20 protein-coding genes and 1 tRNA gene are annotated in these 23756 nt (G+C 55.3%); 12 read left to right on the forward strand and 9 right to left on the reverse strand.

The genetic code is table 11. The features are described 5' to 3' along the window. Positions 1-119 precede the first annotated feature (119 nt). The 9 genes from BM477_RS00695 to BM477_RS00735 all read left to right on the forward strand — a co-directional run bounded on the left by BM477_RS00695 (position 120) and on the right by BM477_RS00735 (position 10840). On the forward strand, positions 120-1067 hold the full coding sequence (locus tag BM477_RS00695; protein WP_075360760.1) for an aspartate carbamoyltransferase catalytic subunit: 948 nt from the start codon (positions 120-122) through the stop codon (positions 1065-1067). Beyond that, a complete protein-coding gene (locus tag BM477_RS00700; protein ID WP_084543607.1) occupies positions 1064-2386 on the forward strand; it encodes a dihydroorotase in 1323 nt (440 codons plus the stop codon). The genes BM477_RS00695 and BM477_RS00700 overlap by 4 nt, the downstream gene beginning before the upstream one ends. A gap of 52 nt (positions 2387-2438) precedes the next feature. Beyond that, complete coding sequence (locus BM477_RS00705) at positions 2439-3527, forward strand: carbamoyl phosphate synthase small subunit (RefSeq protein ID WP_075360761.1); 1089 nt, start codon at positions 2439-2441, stop codon at positions 3525-3527. Next, positions 3527-6724 carry a carbamoyl-phosphate synthase large subunit gene (gene carB, locus BM477_RS00710; RefSeq protein WP_075360762.1) on the forward strand — a complete coding sequence of 1066 codons (3198 nt, stop codon included), beginning with the start codon at positions 3527-3529 and terminating at the stop codon, positions 6722-6724. Before BM477_RS00705 ends, carB begins: the two co-directional genes overlap by 1 nt. A gap of 7 nt (positions 6725-6731) precedes the next feature. Further along, a complete protein-coding gene (locus BM477_RS00715) occupies positions 6732-7535 on the forward strand; it encodes a dihydroorotate dehydrogenase electron transfer subunit (protein WP_075360763.1) in 804 nt (267 codons plus the stop codon). Then, positions 7532-8542: a dihydroorotate dehydrogenase gene (locus BM477_RS00720; RefSeq protein WP_281247069.1), complete on the forward strand. Its 1011-nt coding sequence runs from the start codon at positions 7532-7534 to the stop codon at positions 8540-8542. The genes BM477_RS00715 and BM477_RS00720 overlap by 4 nt, the downstream gene beginning before the upstream one ends. Next, positions 8542-9252, forward strand: coding sequence for an orotidine-5'-phosphate decarboxylase (gene pyrF, locus BM477_RS00725; RefSeq protein WP_075360764.1), 711 nt, complete (start codon positions 8542-8544; stop codon positions 9250-9252). The genes BM477_RS00720 and pyrF overlap by 1 nt, the downstream gene beginning before the upstream one ends. A 63-nt stretch (positions 9253-9315) precedes the next feature. Further along, positions 9316-9966: an orotate phosphoribosyltransferase gene (pyrE, locus tag BM477_RS00730; RefSeq protein WP_075360765.1), complete on the forward strand. Its 651-nt coding sequence runs from the start codon at positions 9316-9318 to the stop codon at positions 9964-9966. Between the two features lie 67 nt (positions 9967-10033). Beyond that, a complete protein-coding gene (locus BM477_RS00735) occupies positions 10034-10840 on the forward strand; it encodes a hypothetical protein (RefSeq protein ID WP_075360766.1) in 807 nt (268 codons plus the stop codon). A gap of 205 nt (positions 10841-11045) precedes the next feature. On the opposite strand, the gene BM477_RS00740 is transcribed toward BM477_RS00735, so the two are convergent. The 8 genes from BM477_RS00740 to BM477_RS00775 form a co-directional block, all read right to left on the reverse strand. Continuing rightward, the gene (locus tag BM477_RS00740; protein ID WP_158024333.1) at positions 11046-13535 is read right to left on the reverse strand and encodes an ABC transporter permease; all 2490 of its coding nucleotides are present in this window, start codon (positions 13533-13535) and stop codon (positions 11046-11048) included. Between the two features lie 104 nt (positions 13536-13639). Further along, a complete protein-coding gene (locus tag BM477_RS00745) occupies positions 13640-14353 on the reverse strand; it encodes an ABC transporter ATP-binding protein (RefSeq protein ID WP_075360768.1) in 714 nt (237 codons plus the stop codon). A gap of 381 nt (positions 14354-14734) precedes the next feature. Continuing rightward, a complete protein-coding gene (locus BM477_RS00750; protein WP_075360769.1) occupies positions 14735-15034 on the reverse strand; it encodes a hypothetical protein in 300 nt (99 codons plus the stop codon). Positions 15035-15184: 150 nt separating this feature from the next. Further along, a complete protein-coding gene (locus tag BM477_RS00755) occupies positions 15185-16546 on the reverse strand; it encodes a flotillin family protein (RefSeq protein ID WP_084543608.1) in 1362 nt (453 codons plus the stop codon). A gap of 138 nt (positions 16547-16684) precedes the next feature. Beyond that, a complete protein-coding gene (gene nrdE / locus BM477_RS00760) occupies positions 16685-18838 on the reverse strand; it encodes a class 1b ribonucleoside-diphosphate reductase subunit alpha (protein ID WP_075360770.1) in 2154 nt (717 codons plus the stop codon). Continuing rightward, positions 18808-19224 (reverse strand): class Ib ribonucleoside-diphosphate reductase assembly flavoprotein NrdI, encoded by a 417-nt coding sequence (gene nrdI, locus BM477_RS00765; protein ID WP_075360771.1) that lies wholly within the window; start codon positions 19222-19224, stop codon positions 18808-18810. The genes nrdE and nrdI overlap by 31 nt, the downstream gene beginning before the upstream one ends. A 30-nt stretch (positions 19225-19254) precedes the next feature. Continuing rightward, the gene (gene nrdH, locus BM477_RS00770) at positions 19255-19500 is read right to left on the reverse strand and encodes a glutaredoxin-like protein NrdH (protein WP_075360772.1); all 246 of its coding nucleotides are present in this window, start codon (positions 19498-19500) and stop codon (positions 19255-19257) included. A 469-nt stretch (positions 19501-19969) separates the two neighbouring features. Next, positions 19970-21619 (reverse strand): L-serine ammonia-lyase, iron-sulfur-dependent, subunit alpha, encoded by a 1650-nt coding sequence (locus tag BM477_RS00775; RefSeq protein WP_075360773.1) that lies wholly within the window; start codon positions 21617-21619, stop codon positions 19970-19972. Positions 21620-21755: 136 nt separating this feature from the next. Between BM477_RS00775 and BM477_RS00780 the strand changes: the two genes are divergently transcribed. From BM477_RS00780 to BM477_RS00790, 3 genes are all read left to right on the forward strand, one after another. Beyond that, complete coding sequence (locus tag BM477_RS00780; RefSeq protein ID WP_143230167.1) at positions 21756-22208, forward strand: S-ribosylhomocysteine lyase; 453 nt, start codon at positions 21756-21758, stop codon at positions 22206-22208. 95 nt (positions 22209-22303) lie between these two features. After that, positions 22304-23056, forward strand: coding sequence for a 5'-methylthioadenosine/S-adenosylhomocysteine nucleosidase (mtnN, locus tag BM477_RS00785; protein ID WP_075360775.1), 753 nt, complete (start codon positions 22304-22306; stop codon positions 23054-23056). 112 nt (positions 23057-23168) lie between these two features. Beyond that, positions 23169-23252, forward strand: a tRNA-Leu gene (locus BM477_RS00790). Between the two features lie 111 nt (positions 23253-23363). On the opposite strand, the gene BM477_RS00795 is transcribed toward BM477_RS00790, so the two are convergent. After that, on the reverse strand, positions 23364-23663 hold the full coding sequence (locus tag BM477_RS00795) for a hypothetical protein (RefSeq protein ID WP_075360776.1): 300 nt from the start codon (positions 23661-23663) through the stop codon (positions 23364-23366). Positions 23664-23756 lie beyond the last annotated feature (93 nt).

Genomic DNA, 23756 nt, shown 5'->3' on the forward strand with positions numbered 1-23756 from the left:
TGGCTGCTGCGGTTTCAGGATTCTGCCGTGGATTGTGTGCTTTCGCCCTCATAGGCGGAAGCTATTTTTGTTTCCCCGGAAACGGGCAGGCAAAGGTGGCGCAAATATTGGAGTAGCACATGACCCAGCCAACCAGCCCGGCCGCTCACCTTCTCAGCATTGCTGATTTAAGTATCGAGGATGTGCTTTCCCTCCTTGATCGCGCCGCAGAGTTCAAACAGGGCGCCACCCCAAAGATCCCGTCAGGCCTGGTCGCTATCAATATGTTCTTTGAGAACTCGACCCGCACGATGACTTCCTTCCAGATGGCTGAGCACCGTCTCGGCATGAAGGTACTGGATTTTAATCCTGACCATTCCAGCCTGACCAAAGGGGAAAGCCTCTACGATTCGGTTCGCACAGTGGACGCGATTGGGGCGCATGTGGCGGTGATTCGCCATCATCAAAACGCCTACTATGATGAGCTGCTGGAAACCGGCCACCTGCGCCTCTCCATTGTTAATGGCGGTGACGGCTCCGGCCAGCATCCCAGCCAGTGCCTGCTGGACCTGCTGACGATTCGGGAAGAATTCGGTCACTTTGAGGGACTGAAGGTTGCTATCAGCGGCGATATTGCACACTCTCGGGTGGCTCGCTCCAACGCGGAAGTCCTCACCCGGCTGGGAGCCACCGTGTATTTCACCGGCCCGCATGAATGGATGGATGAAAGCATCACCGCCTGGGGCACGGTCGCTAGGCTTGATGAAATCTTGCCGCAACTAGATGTCTGCATGATGCTGCGCGTCCAGCATGAGCGTTTCGATGCCGGCCCCGACTTTAAAGCCAGCGACTACCTGGCCGCCTACGGTCTTACTGAGGAGCGGGCCGCCCGCATGCCCAAGCACGCCATCATTATGCATCCCGCCCCGGTGAACCGCGGCTGCGAACTAGCTGACGCCCTGATGGAAGCCCCCCAGTCACGAATTTTCCCGCAAATGACGAACGGGGTACTGGTCCGCATGGCCATGCTGGAGCGCGTCCTACTGAACAACTCTGCCGCTCAACAACAGAAAGCGCTTGCGAAATGAACCCCAGTCAGCCACTGCTCATCACCAACGCACGCACCCTCGGCGCCGGCACTTCCGACAGCCTAGAGGCCACCCAGATTCTGGTGGCAGACGGCAAGGTTAAAGCCATCGTCACGGGCCGCGCTGACGCCCCACAACAGACCGACGCCCGCGTGATCGACGTCCAAGGCGCCCTCGTCACCCCCGGCCTAGTGGATATTCACGTCCACCTGCGCGAGCCGGGTGAAACCCATAAGGAAACCATTGCGACCGGCACGGCAGCGGCGGCGCGCGGCGGCTGGACCACGGTTTGCGCCATGCCGAACACCGTCCCCGACCCGCACACCCCGCAGCTGCTAGCCCAGGTGCAAGAACTCATCCGGGAGCACGCCGTCATCAATGTTCACGCCTACTCCCCCATCACGCGCGGTCTCACCTCAGATGACGTGGTTGATATTATTGCGCAGGCCGAGGCGGGGGCCGTCGGCTTCTCCAACGACGGCAAAGGCGTGCAAAAAGCCGGCACCATGTGGCGGGCCATGCAGCTGGCCGCGCAGGTGAACCGCCCCGTCGCCACCCATGCGGAAGATGAATCCATTAAAGGTGAAGGCGTCATTAACGAGGGTGAAGCCTCCGCCCGCCTTGACCTGCCGGGCATTCACCGCCTCGCGGAAACCGTGCAGGTGGCACGCGACGCCCTAATTGCGGAAGCGACCGGCGCCCACTATCACCTCTGCCATGCTTCCACGGTGGAATCCATGCGGATTCTACGCCGCGCCCAAGCGGACGGCGTCAACATGAGCGCGGAAGCAACGCCGCATCACCTGCTGCTGACGGATGCGGATATTCCCGCCGACGACGCCAACTGGAAGGTCAATCCGCCGCTGCGCTCACAGCTGGATGCCGCCGCCGTCCTAGAGGGCTTAAACGACGGCACGATTTCCGCTATCGCCACCGATAACGCCCCCCACACTGACCCGGAAAAGCACTGCTCTTTCCGTACCGGCGCTTTCGGCCTAGTCACCAATGAGCACAGTTTCGCACTGCTCTACACGCACCTGGTCCGCACCGGAAAACTCAGCCTGCGCCGCCTGGTGGAGCTGCTCACCACCGGCCCCGCCGACCTGTATCACCTGGATGCCGGCCGGCTGAGCGTGGGCGTCCCGGCAGATCTGGCGGCCTACGCCCTCGACTCGCAAAGCCTGATTGACCCGGCCGCTTTCGTCGGCATGGGCCATAACAATCCCTTCGTGAACACGCCCGTACAAGGTGACTGTGTCCTCACGCTCTGCGGCGGACGGGTCGTCAACTGGCAGCCCACCCTCGGCCCCCAAAACTAGCCAAATCCCCCAAATCTCAACTGAAATCAGCAAACCCAAATAAAGGATGAAAATGAGTAGTCGCTTTCGCACCCTCCTGTTAGCGGATGGCTCCACGCATGTGGGCCGCGCCTTCGGGTCGGATACTGAAACTACCGCGGAGGTGGTTTTCACGACCGGCATGACCGGCTATCAGGAGACGCTAACCGACCAGTCCTACAACGGGCAGATCGTGACTTTCACCTACCCGCTGATTGGCAACACCGGCATTAACCGCGACGACATGGAGACCCTGTTCCCCACCACGGCGGGCCTGATTTGCCGTGAGGTTCCCCGCCGGCCCTCCAACTGGCGCTCCGACCTGGGCCTGTCCGAGTTCATGGCGACACACGGCATTCCGGGGCTGGCTGAGATTGACACGCGCGCCCTGGTGCGCAGGCTTCGGGCCGAGGGCGTCATGAAGGGCACCTTCCTCAATGGCCAGCCGGGCGTTGATTTTGCGGTCGAAGTTGAGCTAGAACGCCTGCATGAGCGGGAACTGCCGCGCGATCAGGTGCAGCAGGTTTCCACCCAGAACTCTTACGCTAATCCGAATACGGGCCATAACGTGGTGCTTTTCGATTTCGGTTTGAAGCATTCGATTCTGCGTGAGCTGAGCGCCCGCGGCTGTGCGATTACGGTGGTGCCGCATGATATTAGCGCGGAGCGGGTGCGGGCTTTGCATCCGGACGGAATCATGCTGTCGAATGGTCCGGGCGACCCGAAAGATCACCTGGAAGTGCTGGATGTGATCCGGGATTTGCAAGAGGATTTCCCCATGTTTGGTATCTGCCTGGGTCATCAGCTGATGTGCCTGGCGAACGGCGCGGACACTTATAAGCTGCCTTTCGGACACCGCGGATTTAACCATCCGGTGCGGGAGCTGGCCACCGGCCGGGTTGATTTCACCAGCCAAAACCACGGTTATGCCGTGGAGAAAGCCTCCCTGGCGGGAACCGACCTGGAGGTTACGCACGTGCAGATTAATGACGACACGGTGGAGGGCGTGCGCCATCGCAGCCGCCCCGCTTTCAGCGTGCAGTTCCACCCCGACGCGGCGGCCGGCCCGCATGATGCCGTCCACATGTTCGACCAGTTCATTGACTTGATGGAGGCCAACTGATGCCACGGCGCAGCGACATTAAAAGCATCCTAGTGATTGGCTCAGGCCCAATCGTGATCGGCCAGGCCGCAGAGTTCGACTATGCGGGCACGCAGGCCTGTCTGGCTTTGAAAGAGGAAGGCTATGAGGTCATTCTGGTGAACTCTAACCCGGCCACCATCATGACGGACACCGATATTGCTGACCGGGTTTACATTGAGCCGATCACTTTGGAGTTCGTTTCCCAGATTATCCGCAAGGAGCGGCCCGACGCGATTGTCGCCACCCTGGGCGGGCAGACCGGCTTGAACATGGCGATCGACCTGTCCCGTAGCGGCATTTTGGATGAGCTGGGGATTGAACTGCTGGGCACCGACCTGGAAGCCATTGAGAAAGCAGAAGACCGGGACCTGTTCAAGCAGCTGATGGAGGAGCTGGGGCAGCCGATCCCGGCCTCCGCCATTGTTCACACCGTCGAAGAAGCCATCCAGGCGGGACGAGAGATCGGTTTCCCGCTGATTGTGCGCCCCGCCTACACCCTCGGCGGAACCGGCGGCGGCATTTGCGCCACCCAGGCGGAACTGGAAAGGATCGTGGCGAAGGGCCTGGAGCTCTCCCCCGTCACCGAATGCCTGATTGAGCAGTCGATCTCTGGTTTCAAAGAGATTGAGTACGAAATGATGCGCGACGGCGCCGATAACACCATGGTGGTTTGCACCATGGAGAACTTCGACCCGGTCGGTGTCCACACCGGCGACTCCATTGTGTTCGCGCCAACACAGACACTGACTGACCGTGAGCATCAGATGCTGCGTGACGCCTCCATTGAGATTGTGCGCGCCCTCGACATTCAAGGCGGCTGCAATGTGCAGTTGGCTTTGGATCCGAACTCTTTTGACTACTATGTGATTGAAGTGAATCCGCGCGTGTCCCGCTCTTCCGCGCTGGCTTCCAAAGCGACCGGCTACCCGATTGCGAAGCTGGCCGCCAAGATTGCGGTCGGCCTGACTTTGGATGAGGTTTTGAACCCGGTCACGGGACGAACCTGGGCGATGTTTGAGCCTGCCCTGGACTATGTGGTGGCGAAGATTCCGCGCTGGCCTTTCGACAAGTTCGCTTTGGCGAACCGGAACCTGGGCACACAGATGAAAGCGACCGGTGAAGTCATGGCTTTGGGTCGCACCATTGAAGAATCCCTCCTGAAAGCGGTCCGCTCCCTAGAGATTGGTTGCGACAGCTTGGATTCACGCAAGGTCAAGTCCTTGAGTGATGATGAGCTGATGATGCAGATCATTAACGCCACCGATGATCGCCTGTTCTGCCTGGCGGAAGCCATGCGGCGCGGCAAGAGCCCGGATGAGCTGGCTGAAATCACGAAGATTGACCTGTTCTTCCTGGACAAGCTGGCCCGCATTATTGAACTGGAAACCGAAGTGTCCGCCCATCCTGGTGACGCCGCGGTGCTAGAGTCCGCGAAGCGGGCCGGTTTCGCTGACACTGCGGTGGCCCGCGCCTGGGGTCAGACCCCGCAGCAGGTCCGGCAGTTCCGTCACGATCACGGCCTGCGTCCCGTCTACAAGATGGTGGACACTTGCGCCGGAGAGTTCGACTCTGCCACCCCGTACTTTTATTCCACCTACGAGGTTGAGAACGAGTCGGTCCGCTCAGAGCGTCCCAGCATTCTGGTGCTGGGTTCAGGCCCGATCCGTATCGGTCAGGGCATCGAGTTCGACTATGCGACCGTCCACTCTGTGAAAGCCATCCAGGATGCCGGCTATGAAGCCATCATCATGAACTCCAACCCGGAGACCGTCTCCACTGACTTCTCCATCTCTGACAAGCTCTACTTCCAGCCGCTCACTTTGGAGGACGTGCTGGATGTGATTGAGCTGGAGCAGCCCGTTGGCGTCATCGTCCAGTTCGGCGGGCAGACGGCCATCAACCTGGCCGGACCGCTGCATGAAGCGGGCGTCAACATCCTCGGCACCCAGGTTGCGGACCTGGACCGCGCTGAGGACCGTGACGAGTTTGAGAAACTCCTCGCCCAGTTGGAGATTCCGCAGCCTCCCGGCGGCATGGCCCACAACGAGGACGAGGCACTAAAGGTAGCGCAGCAGCTGGGCTACCCGGTGCTGGTGCGGCCCTCCTATGTGATTGGCGGCCGCGCCATGGCGATTGTTTACAATGAGCAGGATCTGCGCGCCTACATGCGTAACGCCGTGGAGGTCACGCCGGATCGTCCCATCCTGGTGGACCGTTACCTGCAGGGCACCGAATGTGAAATCGACGCGATCTGTGACGGTGAGGAAGTGCTGCTGCCCGGCATTATGGAGCATATTGAGCGGGCCGGCGTGCATTCGGGTGACTCCATGGCGGTCTACCCGCCGCAGCAGATGAGCCAAGAAATCATTGACATGATCGTGGAGCGCACCACGAAGCTGGCTTTGGGGCTGGGCACTTTAGGCATTTTGAATATCCAGTTCGTGATTGCGGACGGGCAACCCTACGTGATTGAAGCGAACCCGAGGGCGTCACGCACCGTTCCGTTCCTGTCTAAAATTACGGACGTGCCAATGGCGGAGGTGGCGACCCGCGTCATCCTCGGCTCCAGCCTCTCTGAGCTGGGCTACCAGCCGGGCCTGCTACCCGAATCTGACCGCATCCACGTGAAAGCCCCAGTTTTCAGCTTCTCCAAGCTGGATCTGGTGGATTCGCATCTGGGCCCGGAAATGAAATCAACCGGTGAGGTGATGGGCTCCGACGTGACCTTGGATAAGGCACTGTACAAGGTGTTTGAGGCCTCTAACCTGCACGTGCCGGAGTATGGTCGCGTGCTGCTGACGGTCGCTGATGATGCGAAACCGGAGGCGCTGATTCTGGCCCGCCGTTTCGCTAATATGGGTTTCCGCCTGTCCGCCACGTCCGGCACTGCGAAGTATTTGCGTGACGCCGGCCTGCGGGTCGGTTTGGCCGGCAAGATTAGCGAGGGCGATCACCGTAGCGTCGGTGAGACGGTCTCTGAGATGATTAGCCGCGGCGGCTGTGACGTCGTGATCAACATTATGGAGCATTCCTCCAGCACGGAAAGCGACGGCAAGAAGATCCGCCGGGCCGCCATCATGCAGGGCATCCCGCTGTTTACTTCACTGGATACGGCGCAGGCGATTTGCACCATGATGGAGGCCCGCACCTTCACCACGCAGGTAATCGGACGGTGATTGGTAAATGAGCTGTTTCAAGCCCGCGCCCGTGAATCTGCCGGTGGTTTCTAACCGGCAGATTGCGGACAGTATCTGGGAGCTGGTTTTCACCTGGAATGGCAGCCCGGTCCCGCCCGGCACTTTCGTGATGGTCAAGCCCGCTTTGGCGAAGGATCTGCCTTTGGGTCGGCCGATTTCGGTCGCTGATATGGCCGATGACGGCTCCACTTTGACCATCATTTACCGTGTCGTCGGGGTGGGGACGGCCGCCTTGTCTCAGCTCACGCCGGGCACCGAGGTCACCGTGCTAGGCCCTTTGGGTCAGGGTTTCCCGCTGCAGATTGAGGGGGCCGAGGGCGACTCGGCTGATTCGCGCCGAGCCTTACTGGTCGGCGGTGGCGTCGGAATTCCGCCGCTGTATCTGCTGGGCCGCCGGCTCAAGGAGCTGGGCTGGGAGCTGAGTTTCCAGCTGGGTCTGCGCGGTGAACACGAGATTTTCTGGGCTGATAAATACGCTGACTTGGGCACGGTTCATTGGGCCACCGATGACGGCAGTGCGGGAACGCATGGCACGGTGGCGCAGATTGTGCTGCCGGAGACGGAAGCTCATCCCGACGCAGTCCACGCTTGCGGGCCGCTCCCCATGTTGCGGCATGTGAAGGAGCGTTGGATGGATACTTGCCCGACTTTTGTGTCGGTGGAGCAGCGGATGGCTTGCGGCGTGGGCGCCTGCTACGCCTGCGTTATTCCGAATCCGCAAGATCCTGAGCATCAGCACCGAATCTGCTACGACGGGCCGGTTTTTGCGGCTGCGGAGGTGACCTTGTGAGCCAGAATCTGAATGCCTCGATGCCTGACGCACCTGCGACCTCCCCCGACACCGCGCAGTCACGCCAGAATCCTCACCCTCGTCTCGCGGTGAAACTGCCGGGCCTTGACCTGCAGAACCCGCTGATGCCGGCTTCGGGCTGCTGCGGTTTCGGGCAAGAATATGATGAGTATTTTGATCTTTCCCGCCTCGGCTCCATCATGGTGAAAGCTACGACTTTGGAACCGCGGGCCGGCAATCCGGTGCCGCGGGTGGCGGAATCCCCCTCGGGAATGTTGAACGCAATCGGTTTGCAAAACCCCGGCATTGACGCCGTCATGGCACAGAAGCTGCCGTGGCTGGCGGAGCATCACCCCACTCTGCCGGTGATTGCGAACGTGGCCGGCTACACGGTGGATGACTATGTGGGGGTGGCGGAGCGGATCTCCACGGCGCCGAATGTGGCGGCTTTGGAGCTGAATATTTCCTGCCCGAACGTGAAGCAGGGCGGCATTACTTTCGGAACTTCACCGACTGTTGCGGCGGAGGTTACTGCCGCAGTGAAGGCGGTCTCCCAGGTGCCGGTCTATGTGAAACTGTCCCCGAATGTGACTGATATTGTGTCGATCGCCCGGGCTGTTGAGGATGCCGGCGCGGATGGTTTAAGCATGATTAATACGCTGCTGGGGATGCGCCTGAATCTGCGGACGCGGCAGCCGATCATTGCGAACCGGACGGGCGGGCTTTCTGGTGCCGCGATTCTTCCGGTCGCTATCCGCATGATTGACGCGGTGACCTCGGTGGTGAAGATCCCGGTGATCGGCATGGGTGGCGTCACGGATGCCCCCTCGGCCCTGGAAATGATGATGGCGGGCGCGTCAGCGGTGGCGGTCGGCACGCACATGTTCACTACGCCGCTGGCTTGCATTGACATTATTGAGTCTTTGGAGCCGCTGCTGGATGAGCTGGGGATTGAAACTTTGGAAGATTTGATTAGAGAAGTTCGTGAAGCAAAGGAAAACCGTTAATGGATACGTCTCGACCGATTATTGCCCTGGATGTGCCGAGCGCGCAGGCTGCCCTAGATTTTGTTCGTCTTTTCGAGGGCGAGTCCCTGTTCGTGAAGGTCGGCATGGAGCTGTTTTATGCGGCCGGCCCGCAGGTGGTGACGCAGATGCGGGAGGCCGGGCATGACGTGTTCTGCGACCTGAAACTGCACGACATTCCCAACACTGTGCGCGGCGCGGCGCGGAGTTTGTCGCGTTTGGGCGCGAGCCTGCTGACTGTGCATGCGGCGGGCGGGCAGGCCATGATGGAGGCCGCCTTGGAGGGTTTGCGTGAGGGCGCTGGGGCCGAGGGTGAGCAGCCGTCGGTTGTCGCAATCACGCAGCTGACTTCCACTAGCCCGGAAGCTATGCGTCGCGAGCAGCTCATTGAGGTGCCTTTGCAAGAGTCTGTTTTGAACTATGCGCGGGTGGCGCAGGCCGCTGGTGTGGCGGGCGTGGTCTGCTCTGCTTGGGAGGCTGCCGCCATTAAGGACGCCACCAGTGAGGACTTTTTACGGATCACGCCGGGTATTCGTCCTGAGGGCGCCGATATTGGCGACCAGGCCCGCGTGGTGACCCCGTCGAAGGCCGCGCAGATGGCTTCTTCGGGAATCGTGGTGGGCCGTCCCATTGTGCAGGCCGCTGACCCGGTCGCCGCGTATCATGAGATTAAAGCCGCCTGGAACAGCTGATTTTGGCGGCTGAACACCCCCTCGTCCTACCCAAACCCACCCTTGTTTTTTGAAAGGATCCCCATGACTGTCTCCGACCCGAAACTTGCCGCCCAGGTGGCCGCCGCCCTGCTGGATTGCGAGGCCGTGTCTTTGCGCCCGACCGATCCGTTTACCTGGGCGTCGGGGCTGCGTTCCCCGATTTACTGCGATAACCGGGTGACCTTGTCGGTTCCGGCAACGCGCTCTTTGCTGGCCGAGGGTTTAGCGGCTTTGGTGCGGGCGCAGTTCCCGGAAGCCACCGTCGTGGCTGGTACCGCTACCGCCGGGATTGCGCACGCGGCGCTGGCGGCTGACCGTTTGGGTTTGCCGATGGCGTATGTGCGGGCTGCCGCGAAGACTCACGGCAAGGGCAATCAGATTGAGGGACGGATTAGGCCGGGCGCGAAGGTCGTCATGGTGGAGGATCTGATTTCTACGGGTGGTTCCGTGTTGGAGGCAGCGAAGGCAGTGCAGGCGGCAGGCGCTACCGTGTTGGGTGTGATCGCGCTGTTCTCTTATGAGCTGCAGGCAGGTAAGGACGCTTTCGAGGCGGCCGGTTTGCCCCTGTTCACGCTGTCTAACTACCCGACTTTGGTTGAGGTGGCAATGACCGAGGGTAAGATTAGCGAGGCCGAGGAAGCCGCACTGTCTACTTGGTCAGCGGACCCGCAGGCTTGGTCTGACGCCCACTGACTATTGGTGCAGGTGCAGCACATAATTCATCAACGACTGTTTAACTATACTGCTATTCTTGGTGAGTATGAGCAGAAAGTTTCCTAGTATTGAGGTTGGGATTGGCGCTATCGGCACTAGCTTGGACAGCTCCTCCGCGACTCTTACGAATTTTCGTTCAGAAGCACGCCATCTGTTTTTCGACCTTAGTAACGAATGGTTGAATGAAGAAGTTGACCATCCTCCCTTGTGGCACACTTTTTATGAGGACGGAGAGCCGGAAGGCTTAGCTGATGCTGTGCTTGCTTTCGTGGAGATGATGGTCGACTCTCAACATAATATTTCAGTCTCACTCCTATTCCAGGCTTTACAAAACTGTTTGGATTACCTTGGGGATAATCAAGTCGACGGCTATTTCCTTAGCGTGGGATCTTTCGTAAATCCGGTCGATGATTCTCTGCTTTGGTATTGGACCGACGGAGAACGTAGTCTTAAAAGAGCTAGGTTCTTTATTCCGGATGTGCGGCTCGGCGCAGATTTAGCTTGCTTGAGCAGACGCCAGAGCAACAACACCCGAGTTGAAATCAGCCTACTTACCCCGCAAAAACCCGGCATTGAAGCTCAGCTAGCTGAGGTTTCAGAAATCTTTTTAGAAGCTATCACCCTAGAGCAACCAGCGCTAATAAACTTCGCAGAAGCGGATTCAACCACTGTTTCCAGTCCCGCTTCCTACATTGAGATACCCCAGGAGGTAGCTGAGCTGCACCTAGTCGGGGAGCTGCCTGGCCTGAACCCCATCTACGCTGGGGTGGCTGTGCGTAGCGTGCTTGAAGCCTGCTATCGAGCGGGCATCTCCATACCAATCCAACTGGCTGTCAAAAAGCGGCTGAGCTAGGCACGCACCAGACGCGTCCGCTGACACCCACATTTATCAATGTTGTGTGACTAAAAGCCAGAAGTACCCGGTTGTGTGTGAACAAATCCCACACAACTTCGATACTGTGTGCGAAAAAACCAAAAACAGCCCAAAATCAGCCCAAATTTGGCTTTTACCACACACAAATAGTACTCACAATCCTTTCCCGACTTTAGGGACACTTCTATCGCGGTCTGAGCGCCTCTACGATAGTGAGCTGACGCGCTAGCATCCAAGCTGGAACGCTCAGACCAGTACTAACTATGCCAAGAACGATAGCAAACACTGAGATGCTACCTGCTGAAGGCACAGAGAAGAGAACTGGAATAACATTGCTGTGCTTCAGTAATAGCACGGCGCTATGTCCACCCACCACTCCGATAGGTACTCCTACAATTACACCGAAGAACACTATAATGAGAGTTTCATACATAGACGTGCGGAATAATTGCCAAGTAGACATACCCATAGCTTTCGCGGTTGCCAATAAGGGAAATTGTCTCCGAGTGGCTACCAGCTGTAAGTACACCAAGCCACTAACGGCTACGAGGAAAGACACCCCAAGGATGGTAATAAGGAAAACAAAGAGTCCCTGAGTTTGTCTTGAAGTTTCGTCCACATAAGTCTGTTTCAATACTAGATTGTAATCGGAATGCGTTCGCGTGTATTGGATCAAGTCCTCTTCAATATCCTTGCCATCATTCGGAGTCACCATCAACACACTGGGTTCGATCTGCCTAAAAGTTCCTCCTCGTGCTACCTCTTTTGGAATAATCAGTTCCCCATGCAACAAGTGGCTATCGACTATCGCACCTATCTTGACCGTCGTGCAATGCCCTTCATTGTCGGAGATAGAAATCCGGTCACCAATCCTAAATCCCCTATCAGAAGCGTAACTCTGATTCAAAATCGCAAAGTCACTGCTGCGCGAATTATCGGCCAATAGATTGTCTAAACTACCGTCAACTAGAGGCAAACTAGCGGCAATAGAAAACGACTCGAAATCCAATAAATTCACGTTTACCGCTTGCGATTCTATGTTTTTGCTGGGAGCAGATTCACACAAGGGCGCAACGAAGAGCCCTGTAGAACCATCTACAGATGCTACATTTGGCAGATTTCTAATTTTTGTAATATCTTCATTAAAAGTCTCCGTATCAGCATAGGTCGTGAGCAAATACGGCGCTTTTAGCTCCTCCGTAATAGTTTTCGAGATGCCCTTTTCGAGACTTGCTTGTACGAAAAGGCCGGAGATAACCACCCCCGAGGCTAACATGATTGCAACTGTGCCAAAAGATAGCCGTTTCCGATCGTTGAGCAAGGAATTAAGCGAAAGAGCTAGAGCTACTCTCTTCCTGCCGGTCAAACGTTGCACCTGTAGTAAAAGATATGAAACAAGGTATCCGGAGACCAGGATACCTGCTAGGTAAAGCAGGAAAGACAGAATAAGCTTAAGTCTTGCATCAGCAGAAAAGAGCAAAGCCAGCGCAACTGCTCCCAATGAAACAAAACCCACAATGTGCAAGTAGTTCAACTTCACATGGTTAACATCAGTTTCTTTTCGATTTTTGGTGCTGGTGTATCTTGCCGCCGCGACTGCCGCAGAAACCGCAAATATAATGATTGATGTTGCTAAGCCTACAACCGCCACTAGGATACTAAATCGGTAACGAATTGGGGGCAAACCTAGCTCAAAGAACAGCCGATTAATCGCAATAGAACTTGGAACGGACAACAGCACGCCAGTAAGCCCCGCAATTACCCCGGCCGACAAGAATCGTCTGAGAGTTAACCCAATAACTTGTTTCCTAGACATCCCTAGAATCTGCAGTTCTTTTAATCTATCTGATTCAATTGTGAGCAGATAGTTTATCGAGTTAGTGGATAGGTACACTGCAACCAAAGCTGAAAGAACTAAGAGTAGTGCCACTATTGTTAAAGAGTTGAGCTGCCGCTGGAAACCGTCTTTGATTTCATCTCTCAATTGAACCTGAGTCCGTAGTTCTAGACCTGGTAGCTCGTATATTGTTGTCTTGACTTGCTCAAGCGTCAAGCTCTCGGAGCCATCTGGAGCAAGGCCAATCCGGTTAATCTGCTGCTCGCTACGCACAAGTTTATCTCGGTCAGCATCACTAAGGTACAGGTGATGTTCGGATTTAGGTGCTGAATCATTTGAAATTACTGCAACAACTCTGCCTTGGGCTGTTTTACTTCCACTTATAACTTGAATGGGGTAGCCGAGACTAAGATTCAAAGTCTCAAACAGGTACCGATCAACTACTATTTCTCCGGGGGAATTGGAAAACTCTCCTTCGATTACAGAATCTAGAGAATCACTGTAGGCAGACCAACGATCAGCAGCATATTTGGCTTGAATACCTGACCTAAGTACATGGTCACCAATCTTGAGGTCAACCAATATCGGCGCCTCTGGCACTACCTGCCATCCCGGTAGCTGTTTCTCTATAATGGTTAGGGTTTCGTGGTCAATCCCAACCCGTGCAGGAGCTTTCAGCGTCACAGCATTTTCGTTTACCGTAGAATCTCTTTCTCCCACTACATACAAATCGTACTGTAATTTATCCAGCTCGGTTTTTTCTACAGTCTTTCCAACCGAAACTAGGCTGGTCATGATGCTGACCCCAAGCATGACAGTAATAGCAACAATGGCCACAATGCCAACCAGTCGCTTCCGTGAATCGGCAAACAGTTTTCGTGTAACTCTCCAATACCTCATGCATGATTCCTAACTTGTATCCTAAAAGCGATAGAACCAACTCATAAAGACGAGTCAGCTAGTTCGGATAAACTCGACTCGGCAAGAACACCGTCTTGCATTGTTACAACACGCGAGGCATATCCTGCTGCTACCGGATCGTGGGTTACCATGACCAAAGACTGTCCGAAATCAGTAACGGTTTCTCTAAATATTTCCAACAAATCTTTAGACGCCTTGGAATCTAGCGCTCCTGTAGGCTCATCTGCGAAAATTAACTTGGGTTTTGTGATTAATGCTCTAGCGCATGCTACACGTTGTTGTTGGCCTCCAGATAGTTCCTGAGGTTTTCTATGTAAGACTTGGTCGATGCCTAGCCGGCGAGCGATTTCTTGGAAATAACTACCATCCACCTCACCCTGGGAAATAGCTAGTGGTAACAGAATGTTCTCTTCCGCCGTGAGTGTCGGAATCAGTTGGTAGTTTTGAAAAATAAATCCGAAAGTTCTCCGCCGCAGTTCTACGAGTTGCCTACTGTCTTTAGGATTAAAGCGTTTCCCTTGCACCAATATTTCGCCAGAGTCTGGAATGTCGAGTCCGGCCAAGCAATTCAGAAGTGTCGACTTACCAGAACCTGAAGCTCCCATAATCGCCAAAAAATCGCCCCTAAAAATGGACAAGGAAACGTTTTTAAGTGCATGGACTTTAGCCAATCCGCTTCCGTAGGTCTTAGACACTTCAGTAGCTTCCATGATTAGACTTGCATTGAGACTCATAATTGACCCCTTCGTAAATCATGTAAACACACTTAAAAATCACTATCAACAGATTCCAAGTTTGCCAAGTATTTCACAGTATATCGTTTCACAGCTGATTTTTTAGCTTTCCCTGCACGAATTGAAAGTAAATACCGGCTGGAGTAGCTATTATCTGGGTGAAACTACTCTTCCAAACACAAACTGTGCGGGAATCTTCCACACACAAACCGCACTCAATGGTTTTGTGCTGAAAAAGTACAATTGTCTTATGGCTACTGGCTGCTTTCCAAGCTGTCAGCATGGGATAACACTTAACTCTCACCCATTCGCGGACATAAAAATCGGGCGCTACCTGTCTGCAAAGATTGCCTTGCCAGATAGCGCCCGATTCGTTTAGTCTCAGTGCTCGTCGTAATGATCGCCGTCAGGATGATGCAAATGCCCATCATGCAGATAATCAGTATGATCCCCATGCTTCACGGCTGGGTGTCCGCAGTCCTTACCGTGATCATGGTCGACGTGAGCTTCAGCGATTACTTCCTCGGTAACCTCATGCTCGTCGTAATGATCACCGTCGGCATGGTGCAAATGCCCATCATGGAGGAAATCTGTGTGATCCTCACGCTCAATCGCGGGGTGCCCACAATCCTTGCCGTGATCATGGTCGGGATGGGGTTCAGCAATTTTGTGATCGCTCATCGGTTTGCTCCTCTAAGTCTTAGAACAGTAAATGTTACTGTCTTTACAGCATACAAGATATCCTGCATCCAACCTAGACCCAGGCAAGGCGGCCTCTAAAACTGCGCTGCTCTTTGCGATTTCGGAAAAGATCGGATTTTTGCCGGCGACCTAGTTATCCGCGTCCACGCCCCCGTCCGCATCGTTGCTTTCGGTCAGGCCTTGGGCAATGCCTTGCCCCACCATCCTACCTTGCAACATGGCAGCCAAATCCAGGCCGGTAGCTGCCTTCATTGACTCAAATACGCCAGACATTGCGACCGGCATTTCCTGAGACAAATTTTCGCCGGCAGAGGCCTGGCCGCTGCCACCAACAATCGTAATCTTGCCAATCTTCGCGTAACCGTCAGCGAAAGCCATCATCAGTTCTGGCAAAATCTCCAAAGCTCTCTGCGCTAGGATGGCGTCCTGATTCTCCCGCAAGGCTTGCGCTTCAGCAAGGATAGCTTCCGCCTTAGCTTGACCAGCAAGTTTAACCACTTCCGCATCCGCCTCGGCCTCGATCTTCCTTGCTTCCGCCTCCCGCTGCCGGCGATACAGTTCGGCGTCAGCTACCTGGCGAACCTCAGCGTCCAAACTGGATCGCTTGTTCAAGGCCTGCTGCTTCAAAACTCGTTCAGTGGCAGCTTCCCGGGCCAGCCGCTCAGCCTGCTCCGCCTCCGCATTAGCTTTACCGGTAGTGGCATTAGCTTCCGCCTGATTGCGCTTAAACTCAGTGTTTTCGATCAGGTTCTGTTCTTCATTGGCGATACGCTGTTTAGTAATGGCACGTTCAGCGTCAGTCTTAGCGATTTCAGCGGCCTGCCGTTTCGCCTCAGCCTCCGGCGTTCCCAAGGATTCAATGTAGCCGATGCTGTCACGAATTTCCTTAATGGAGAAAGAGTCAAGCACCAGACCCTGCTTTTCTAGGTCTGGACGAATTTCCGTGAAAATATGGTCAGAGAAAATCTGCCGAGACTCCATCAGCTCAGTAACTTTTTGTTTCGCGATGACCCCTCGGAGAGCACCCTCCAACTGTTCCCGAATAAAGACCTCAATGACTTCATCCTGGCTGGCGAAACGCTCAGCCGCAAGACGAACCAGGTCAGGGGTGTTACCGATCTTCACCAGTGCCACAGCCTCAACATCAACCTCAATCTTGTCCAAAGACTGCGCCTGCGCATTAACAATCACCTGACGCGATCGCAAAGAAATAATCTCATGCCGTTGCGTAATCGGATTAACCAGTGATTTCCCGTTAACGATTACGGTAACAGGACTCTCAGTGCCGTCCTCTAGCACTTGCCTCTTACCTGAAATGACTAGTGCTTCGTCGGCCCGAGCCACTTTAATCCAAGCGCGCGATGCCAGCACAAAAATTGCTGTAACCACCGCCGCGATGATAAGAAAAATAATCAAGGCAACTAGGAAGCCGCCGATTTTGATTGTGGTGACTGTATTGTCTATGACATCAAGTCCCTTGTAGGAAAACATTTCCCCACCTTCCGCTAGTGTAATAATGTTGCCATTATATACGTCCGACACTAGCTGAAAAGCCCCCAAGATCAACTTCACCCCCGAAAGCAACTAGGTCTTTCGGGGGTGAACTTCTGGGGGTAATAACCTAAGCGTTTAGAGCATGCAAGAGACGCAGTTATCTACTTCGGTGCCCTGCAGCGCCATCTGTCGCAGGCGAATGTAGTACAGCGTCTTGATGCCCTTACGCCAAGCGTAAATCTGCGCCTTGTTCAAATCACGTGTAGTCACATTGTCCGGGAAGAACAATGTCAGTGACAGACCCTGATCCACGTGCTGGGTAGCTACCGCGTAGGTATCAATAATGGCTTCCGGGCCAATCTGGTAGGCGTCCCGGTAGTATTCCATGTTGTCGTTAGTCATATATGGCGCCGGGTAGTAGACGCGGCCAATCTTGCCTTCCTTACGGATTTCAATCTTGGAAGCAATCGGGTGAATCGACGACGTGGAGTTATTAATGTAGGAGATGGAGCCGGTCGGCGGAATAGCCTGCAGGTTCTGGTTGTACATGCCGTACTCGTGTACGTCAGCGGCCAGCTGCTTCCAATCCTCCTGGGTGGGAATCTCCACACCAAACTGCTCGAACATGTCCCGCACCCGGTCAGTGGCAGGCACCCATTCCTGGGTCACGTACTTTTCAAAGTACTTGCCGCTGTAGTAGTCGGAACGCTCGAAACCATCGAAGCTCTCCCCCCGCTCACGCGCAATCTGGTTCGAAGCCTTAATGGCATGGTAGACCACGGTGTAGAAGTACATGTTGGTGAAGTCCAAGGCTTCCTCGGAGCCGTAATGAATATGCTCACGGGCCAAGAAACCATGCAGGTTCATCTGCCCCAAACCAATCGCGTGGCTCATGGCGTTACCGCGGGCAATCGGCGGAACCGCCTGCACATTGGACTGGTCAGAAACCGCAGTCAGGGCGCGAATCGCCACGTTCACGGCCTCACCAATATTGCCTGAATCCATCACCTTCGCAATGTTCAAGGAGCCCAGGTTGCAGGAAATATCCTTACCCACCTTCGCGTAGGTGAGATCCTCATTCAGTTCCGAGGCTTCCGAGACCTGCAAGATTTCGGAGCACAGGTTCGACATGATGATGCGGCCATCAATCGGGTTCGCCTTATTGACGGTGTCCTCGAACAGAATGTACGGGTAGCCGGACTCGAACTGGATTTCCGCAATCGTCTGGAAGAACTTACGGGCCTTAATTTTCCTCTTGCGGATGCGGCCATCGTCCACCATTTCACGGTAGTGCTCAGTCACGGAAATATCAGACAGCGGCTTACCGTAGACGCGCTCCACATCATAAGGGCTGAAGAGGTACATGTCCTCATTCTTCTTCGCCAGCTCGAAAGTAATATCCGGAATGACAACACCCAAAGACAAAGACTTAATCCGGATCTTCTCATCCGCGTTCTCACGCTTCGTATCCAAGAACGCCATAATGTCCGGGTGGTGGGCGTGCAGGTAAACCGCGCCCGCACCCTGACGGGCACCCAGCTGGTTAGCGTAGCTGAAGGAATCTTCCAGAATCTTCATCACCGGAATCACGCCAGAGGACTGGTTTTCAATCTTCTTAATCGGGGCACCAGATTCCCGCAGATTCGTCAACGACAACGCCACGCCACCGCCACGCTTAGACAACTGCAGTGAAGCATTCACGGCCCGGGAGATCGACTCCATGTTATCTTCCACGCGCACCAAGAAGCAGGAAATCAGTTCGCCACGCTGCGCCTTACCGGCGTTCAAGAAGGTCGGCGTAGCAGGCTGGAAACGACCGGAGAGCATCTCATCAACCAGGCGCTCAGCCAGCCGCTCATCCCCCTCGGCCAAAGTCAACGCAACCATGCAAACCCGGTCCTCAAAGCGTTCCAGGTAGCGGCGTCCGTCGAAAGTCTTCAGGGTGTAGGAAGTGTAGTATTTGAAGGCGCCGAGGAAGGTCGGGAAGCGGAACTTCTTCGCGTAAGCCCGCTGATACAGCGACTTAATGAAGTCGAAGTTGTAGCGCTCCAGTACCTCAGGCTCGTAGTACTTTTCCTCCACCAGGTAGTCCAGTTTCTCCTGCAGGTTATGGAAGAAAACCGTGTTCTGGTTGACGTGCTGCAAGAAGTACTGGCGGGCGGCCTGACGGTCCGCGTCGAACTGGATCTTGCCGTCCTTGTCGTAGAGGTTCAGCTGCGCGTTTAGCGCATGGTAATCGACCTCATCTGGGATCTTCTCTACGCCGGTATCTGTGAGATTTTCTGCCAAAACTTACTCAATCCTTCTTGGACTTTCTGAACATCCTCAGGGGTTCCAAGGAGTTCGAACTTGTACATGTGGGGGACCCCAAGCTTTTTGGCGACAATGTCACCAGCCAGCCCGAAAGCGGGGCCAAAGTTAGTATTTCCAGCGGAAATGACGCCGCGACAAAGCGACCGGTTGTGCTCATCGTTTAGGAACGCAATCACCTGTTTCGGGACTGCCCCACTAATTTTTCCGCCCCCGTAAGTGGGAACAATCAACACGAACGGCTCATCAACCCGTAAGAAAGGGTCATTGCGACGCAGAGGAATCCGCAAGGCGGGCATCCCCAGCTTCATGACGAAACGGTGGGTGTTATTGGTGGCGGAAGAGAAATACACGATTTGCGGCATGCTTATCCCTCCCTAGTTCCAAAACGTTGGTCAGCCGTTAGCCACTGCGGAGGCCTGCGCAACCTGCTTAATCAGGTCGGGGCGGAAGCCCGCCCAGTTCAGGTCGCCGGCAACTACGACGGGGGCCTGTGCGTGGCCGAGAGAGCGGACGAAATCCAAAGCTTCAGCATCGGTGGAGATGTCAACCGTTGAGTAGCTGACGCCCTGCTTGTCCAAGGCCCGGTAGGTGGCCGTGCACTGTACACAGTTCGGCTTGCTGTAAACGGTGATCGTCATGGTGACTCTCCTTCTTCGTGGGCCGTTTCAACGCTGGGGGCGCGACCCGTTTCCATCTCATTTTCGTCTTTGGTTGATTCGGTGACAGCTACCTAGCTATCTCTTGAACCAACACGCAGAACACTACACCTAGTGGTTGAACTTTGCTACTACCCCAATATGTCGTGTCGCACCCATTTTTCCCTTTCTGCCTGTGGGTAGCTTGTGGACAAGTTACACCGATGTGGTTTATTCGAACCATTCCAGTCAATCAGGCAGGCGGGACATTTAAGATGTTTACCGGCCACAAAGCAATTTCCAGCCTCTCAGACCCACCAAAAACACCCGCACACATCCTGTGGATAACTTTATTAACAGGAGGAAAAAATTGTGAATAACATGACTGTGATTTACTTTCCGACAGCCATCATAAAACCCGCAGCCAACCGCCCATTCTGACAAATTAGCCGACGGGTGTCAGAATGGCCTCTTAGCACTCCACCACGTTGACAGCTAGGCCGCCCACACTGGTTTCCTTGTATTTACTCAACATGTCGCGGCCCGTTTGCCACATTGTTTTAATCGCCGCATCTAAAGTCACGGTATGCCGCCCATCCCCCCACAGGGCCATCCGCGCCGCGTTAATCGCCTTCACCGCCGCGATTGCGTTACGTTCAATGCACGGCACCTGCACTAGCCCCGCCACCGGGTCACAGGTCAGGCCGAGGGAGTGTTCCATCGCGATCTCCGCCGCGTTCTCCACCTGTTGCGGGGTTCCCCCCAGCGCCTGCGCCAAACCGGCCGCCGCCATGGCAGAAGCAGAACCAACTTCACCCTGGCAACCCACCTCAGCGCCAGCAATCGAAGCATTAGTCTTAATCAAGGCGCCCACCGCAGTGGAGGCCAGCAGGAAGTCGCGTACCAAATCAACATTCACATGGCCGCGACAATCAGCGCTGCGGACCCGCTCAGCTTCATCCACCGCACCCTCCGCCGGATAGCAATCATTGCAATCCTCGTCCCCACACAAGAAACGACCCTCGGGGCAGAAAAACTCCAAATATCCCAATACTGCGGGAATTACCCCGGCCGCCCCGTTCGTCGGCGCGGTCACCACCCGGTGCCCAGCAGCGTTCTCCTCATTAACTGCCAGCGCGTAAAGATTCACCCATTCCATCGCCCGCAACGGGTCATCGAGGGTGGCCGCCCAGCGGTGCTCCTGGGCGGGCTGGCCGAGGCGACGCGACAGCCGATCCGCCATGTAGGGGGCGCGGCGGCGCACGTTCAAACCGCCCGGCAAGATTCCTTCCCCGCGGCAGCCCGAATCCACACAGGCGTTCATTGCGTCGTAAATATAGTCCAGGTAGTCATTCACTTCGAAAGCTGAGCGGGCCGCCTCCTCATTCGCGCGCACAATCTGCGCAATCGACAAGCCTGTCTGTTCACAGTGCTCCAGCAGCTGCGCGGCGGTAGAGAACGGGTAGGGCGCCACCACATCCGCCACCGAAAGTGCTTCCGCAGAAGCAATCGCCTCCACCTCCGGACGGAAAACATCATCATTGGTTTGCGCCATGACGAAGCCACCGCCCACCGAATAGTAGGTGCGGCGCAGAATCTGCCCTTCCTCTGGTTCCGCACAGTAGCCGTCAGAGCAGCGGGTCAAAGCGGTAATCGTTAAAGCATTCACATGGTAGGGCAGGACAATGCTAGGCAGGAAACGCATATCACGTTCTAGGACGTACTCGACCTCTTTACCGCCCAGTAAAGTGAAACGTTCAGACTGGCGAATCTGGTCAATAATGGTCTTCACCGTCTCCAAATCCACGGTTTGCGGGTCGTGTCCAGCCAATCCCAGCAGGGCCGCCCGGTCGGTGGAGTGTCCCCGGCCGGTCGCCCCTAAAGAACCAAATAGATCGACCGTCAGATGGGTCGGTTCAGGAGCCCCTTCAGCACACATTTGGGCCAGTTCTTCAGCGAAAGCTAAACCGGCCCGCATGGGGCCTACCGTATGCGATGAAGAGGGGCCAACCCCCACCCGGAACATATCAAAAACGCTCAACGGGCGGATTGCGTCTGCTGCTTCCACCTCACCGGAGATCAGATCGGCGGGCAGAGAAAACTGACTAGTATTCGATTCCATACCACTATTGCAACATATCAACGCCGGACCGGCGCGTTAAATCATTCATGGCAACACTGTCGGCTGGGCACTCCGCGCCCCCTCGGCCCCACCTCGGGAAGCTCACGATAAACTTAAGCTCATGAATGATAAACGCATGAACACTGAGTCTTTTAATCTTGACCATCGCACGGTGGCGGCGCCTTATGTGCGGGCCGCGGACCGGAAGGTGCTGCCGGGCGGGGATGTCCTCATCAAGTATGATGTCCGTTTCGCGCAGCCGAATCGGGCGCATATTGACATTCAAGCGGTCCATTCGATTGAGCATATGACGGCGGAGTTCATGCGCAACCATACGGATCGGCTGATTGATTTTTCCCCGATGGGTTGCCTCACGGGCTTCTACTGCCTGACATTGGGTTTGGAGTTGGATGAGTTCTTACCGATCCTGGAGGCCAGTTTTAAGGATATTTTGGGGGCCGAGGAAGTGCCCGCCGCCAATGAGGTACAGTGCGGTTGGGGCGTTAATCATTCCTTGGAGAAAGCCCAGGCGGCGGTGCGTGATTTTTTGGCGGCCCGCCCCGAATGGGAGCAGGTTACTAAACAGTAGCTACGGTAAGATTCTCTGTCACCCTTAACTGAAACTATTGTCGCAACACTGTGGCCGCTCTCGGGGTAGTGGTCGCACTTATTCTGGGAGTAACCATGTTTGTACCTGCAACCGACGCCGCGGCTGACAGTCAAAAGTCTTTGCTTGACGCAGTCGTTATCTGCGCCATGGATTCTGAGGCTGCGCCTTTCTTGGCCATGTCCACCCTCGACCCGAAACCTGACCCACTGAAACCAGATTTTAAGAACGGCAAAGCTGAGGGCTGGGTCATTAGAATCGGTGAGCATCAGCTGCTGGTGGTGAAGTCCGGGATCGGTATTTCGAATGCTTCAGCGGCCGCCACTTGGGCGATCAACCTGACGGCAGCGCCCCTCCTGTTCTCTGCTGGTTCTGCTGGCGGTCTGGCCGCTTCGGTGAATGTGGGTGAAGTGATTGTTTCTTCCGCATCCCGCTATTCTCAAGTGGATGCGACCGCTTTTGGTTATGAAAAGGGCCAGCTCCCGGGTGAGCCCGTCAGCTTTGATTCCCCCGCTGAGCTAGTGAAGCTGGCTACCGAGAACGGTGGTATTGCCGGCCAGATTATTTCCGCTGACCGTTTCGTCATGTCCGACACGGTGGACAGGTTCCGCACTGATTTCCCGGAGGCTCTAGCGGTGGATATGGAGACTGCCGGGCTCGCCCAGGTGGCCAGCCATTTCAACACTCCGTTCATGTCAGTGCGCGGCATCTCTGACCTGTGCGGACCGGCCGCCGACCAAGATCATCACCGTGAGGTTGATGAGGTCGCAGCCTCTGCCGCGAAGGTAGTTATGGCTGTGATTGACGGCCATAAGGCTGCTCAAAACTAAAGCTCCGGGGTTACGGCCGGAGACTTAGAGACGTGAACTGCAACCTATTCGAATATATTTTCCCTTTTGCGTTTGCTAAGAAGCCGGGCTTTCATTTATTATTACTTGGCACGCGCGAGTGGCGGAATAGGCAGACGCGCACGGTTCAGGTCCGTGTGCCCGAAAGGGCGTGGGGGTTCAACTCCCCCCTCGCGCACGTGAAAAGAATCGCGGTACTACCGAAGTAGTACCGCGATTCTTATTTTTTGCGCGATTCTTATCTTTGCTCAGGGACTAGCCATCAGCCATTGATGACTACTATGAAGCCTCAGTCGTTGCGATTGTTTTCTTCGCGAACATCAGGGGTAATACCGTACACGCCGTAAATGTAACCGGGCTCAGGAGCATTCCACTGACGACGGAACTGGAAACCACCATAGAAAGCCATAGCGAAACCGATTACTGAAACCGGGTATCCGATGTATGCCATGTCGAAACCTGAAAAGAGTACTCCCAGCAGGAAGACTACGATTCCAGCAATAAAGATTGCGTAGATTTTCTTATCGGTACGCTTCAACATCTCACCGAGGGAGACATTAGGATCAGCTGTTTGCCCACCCTTTTCCATTGTCGTTTCCTTTCATATATGACAAGAGATGTTCATTTGAACTCTCTATAGTCAGCTTATCGCACGCTTTATGCAAAAATTAAGGAAATCGTG

The organism is Boudabousia marimammalium, assembly GCF_001936115.1.
GTDB lineage: Bacteria > Actinomycetota > Actinomycetes > Actinomycetales > Actinomycetaceae > Boudabousia > Boudabousia marimammalium.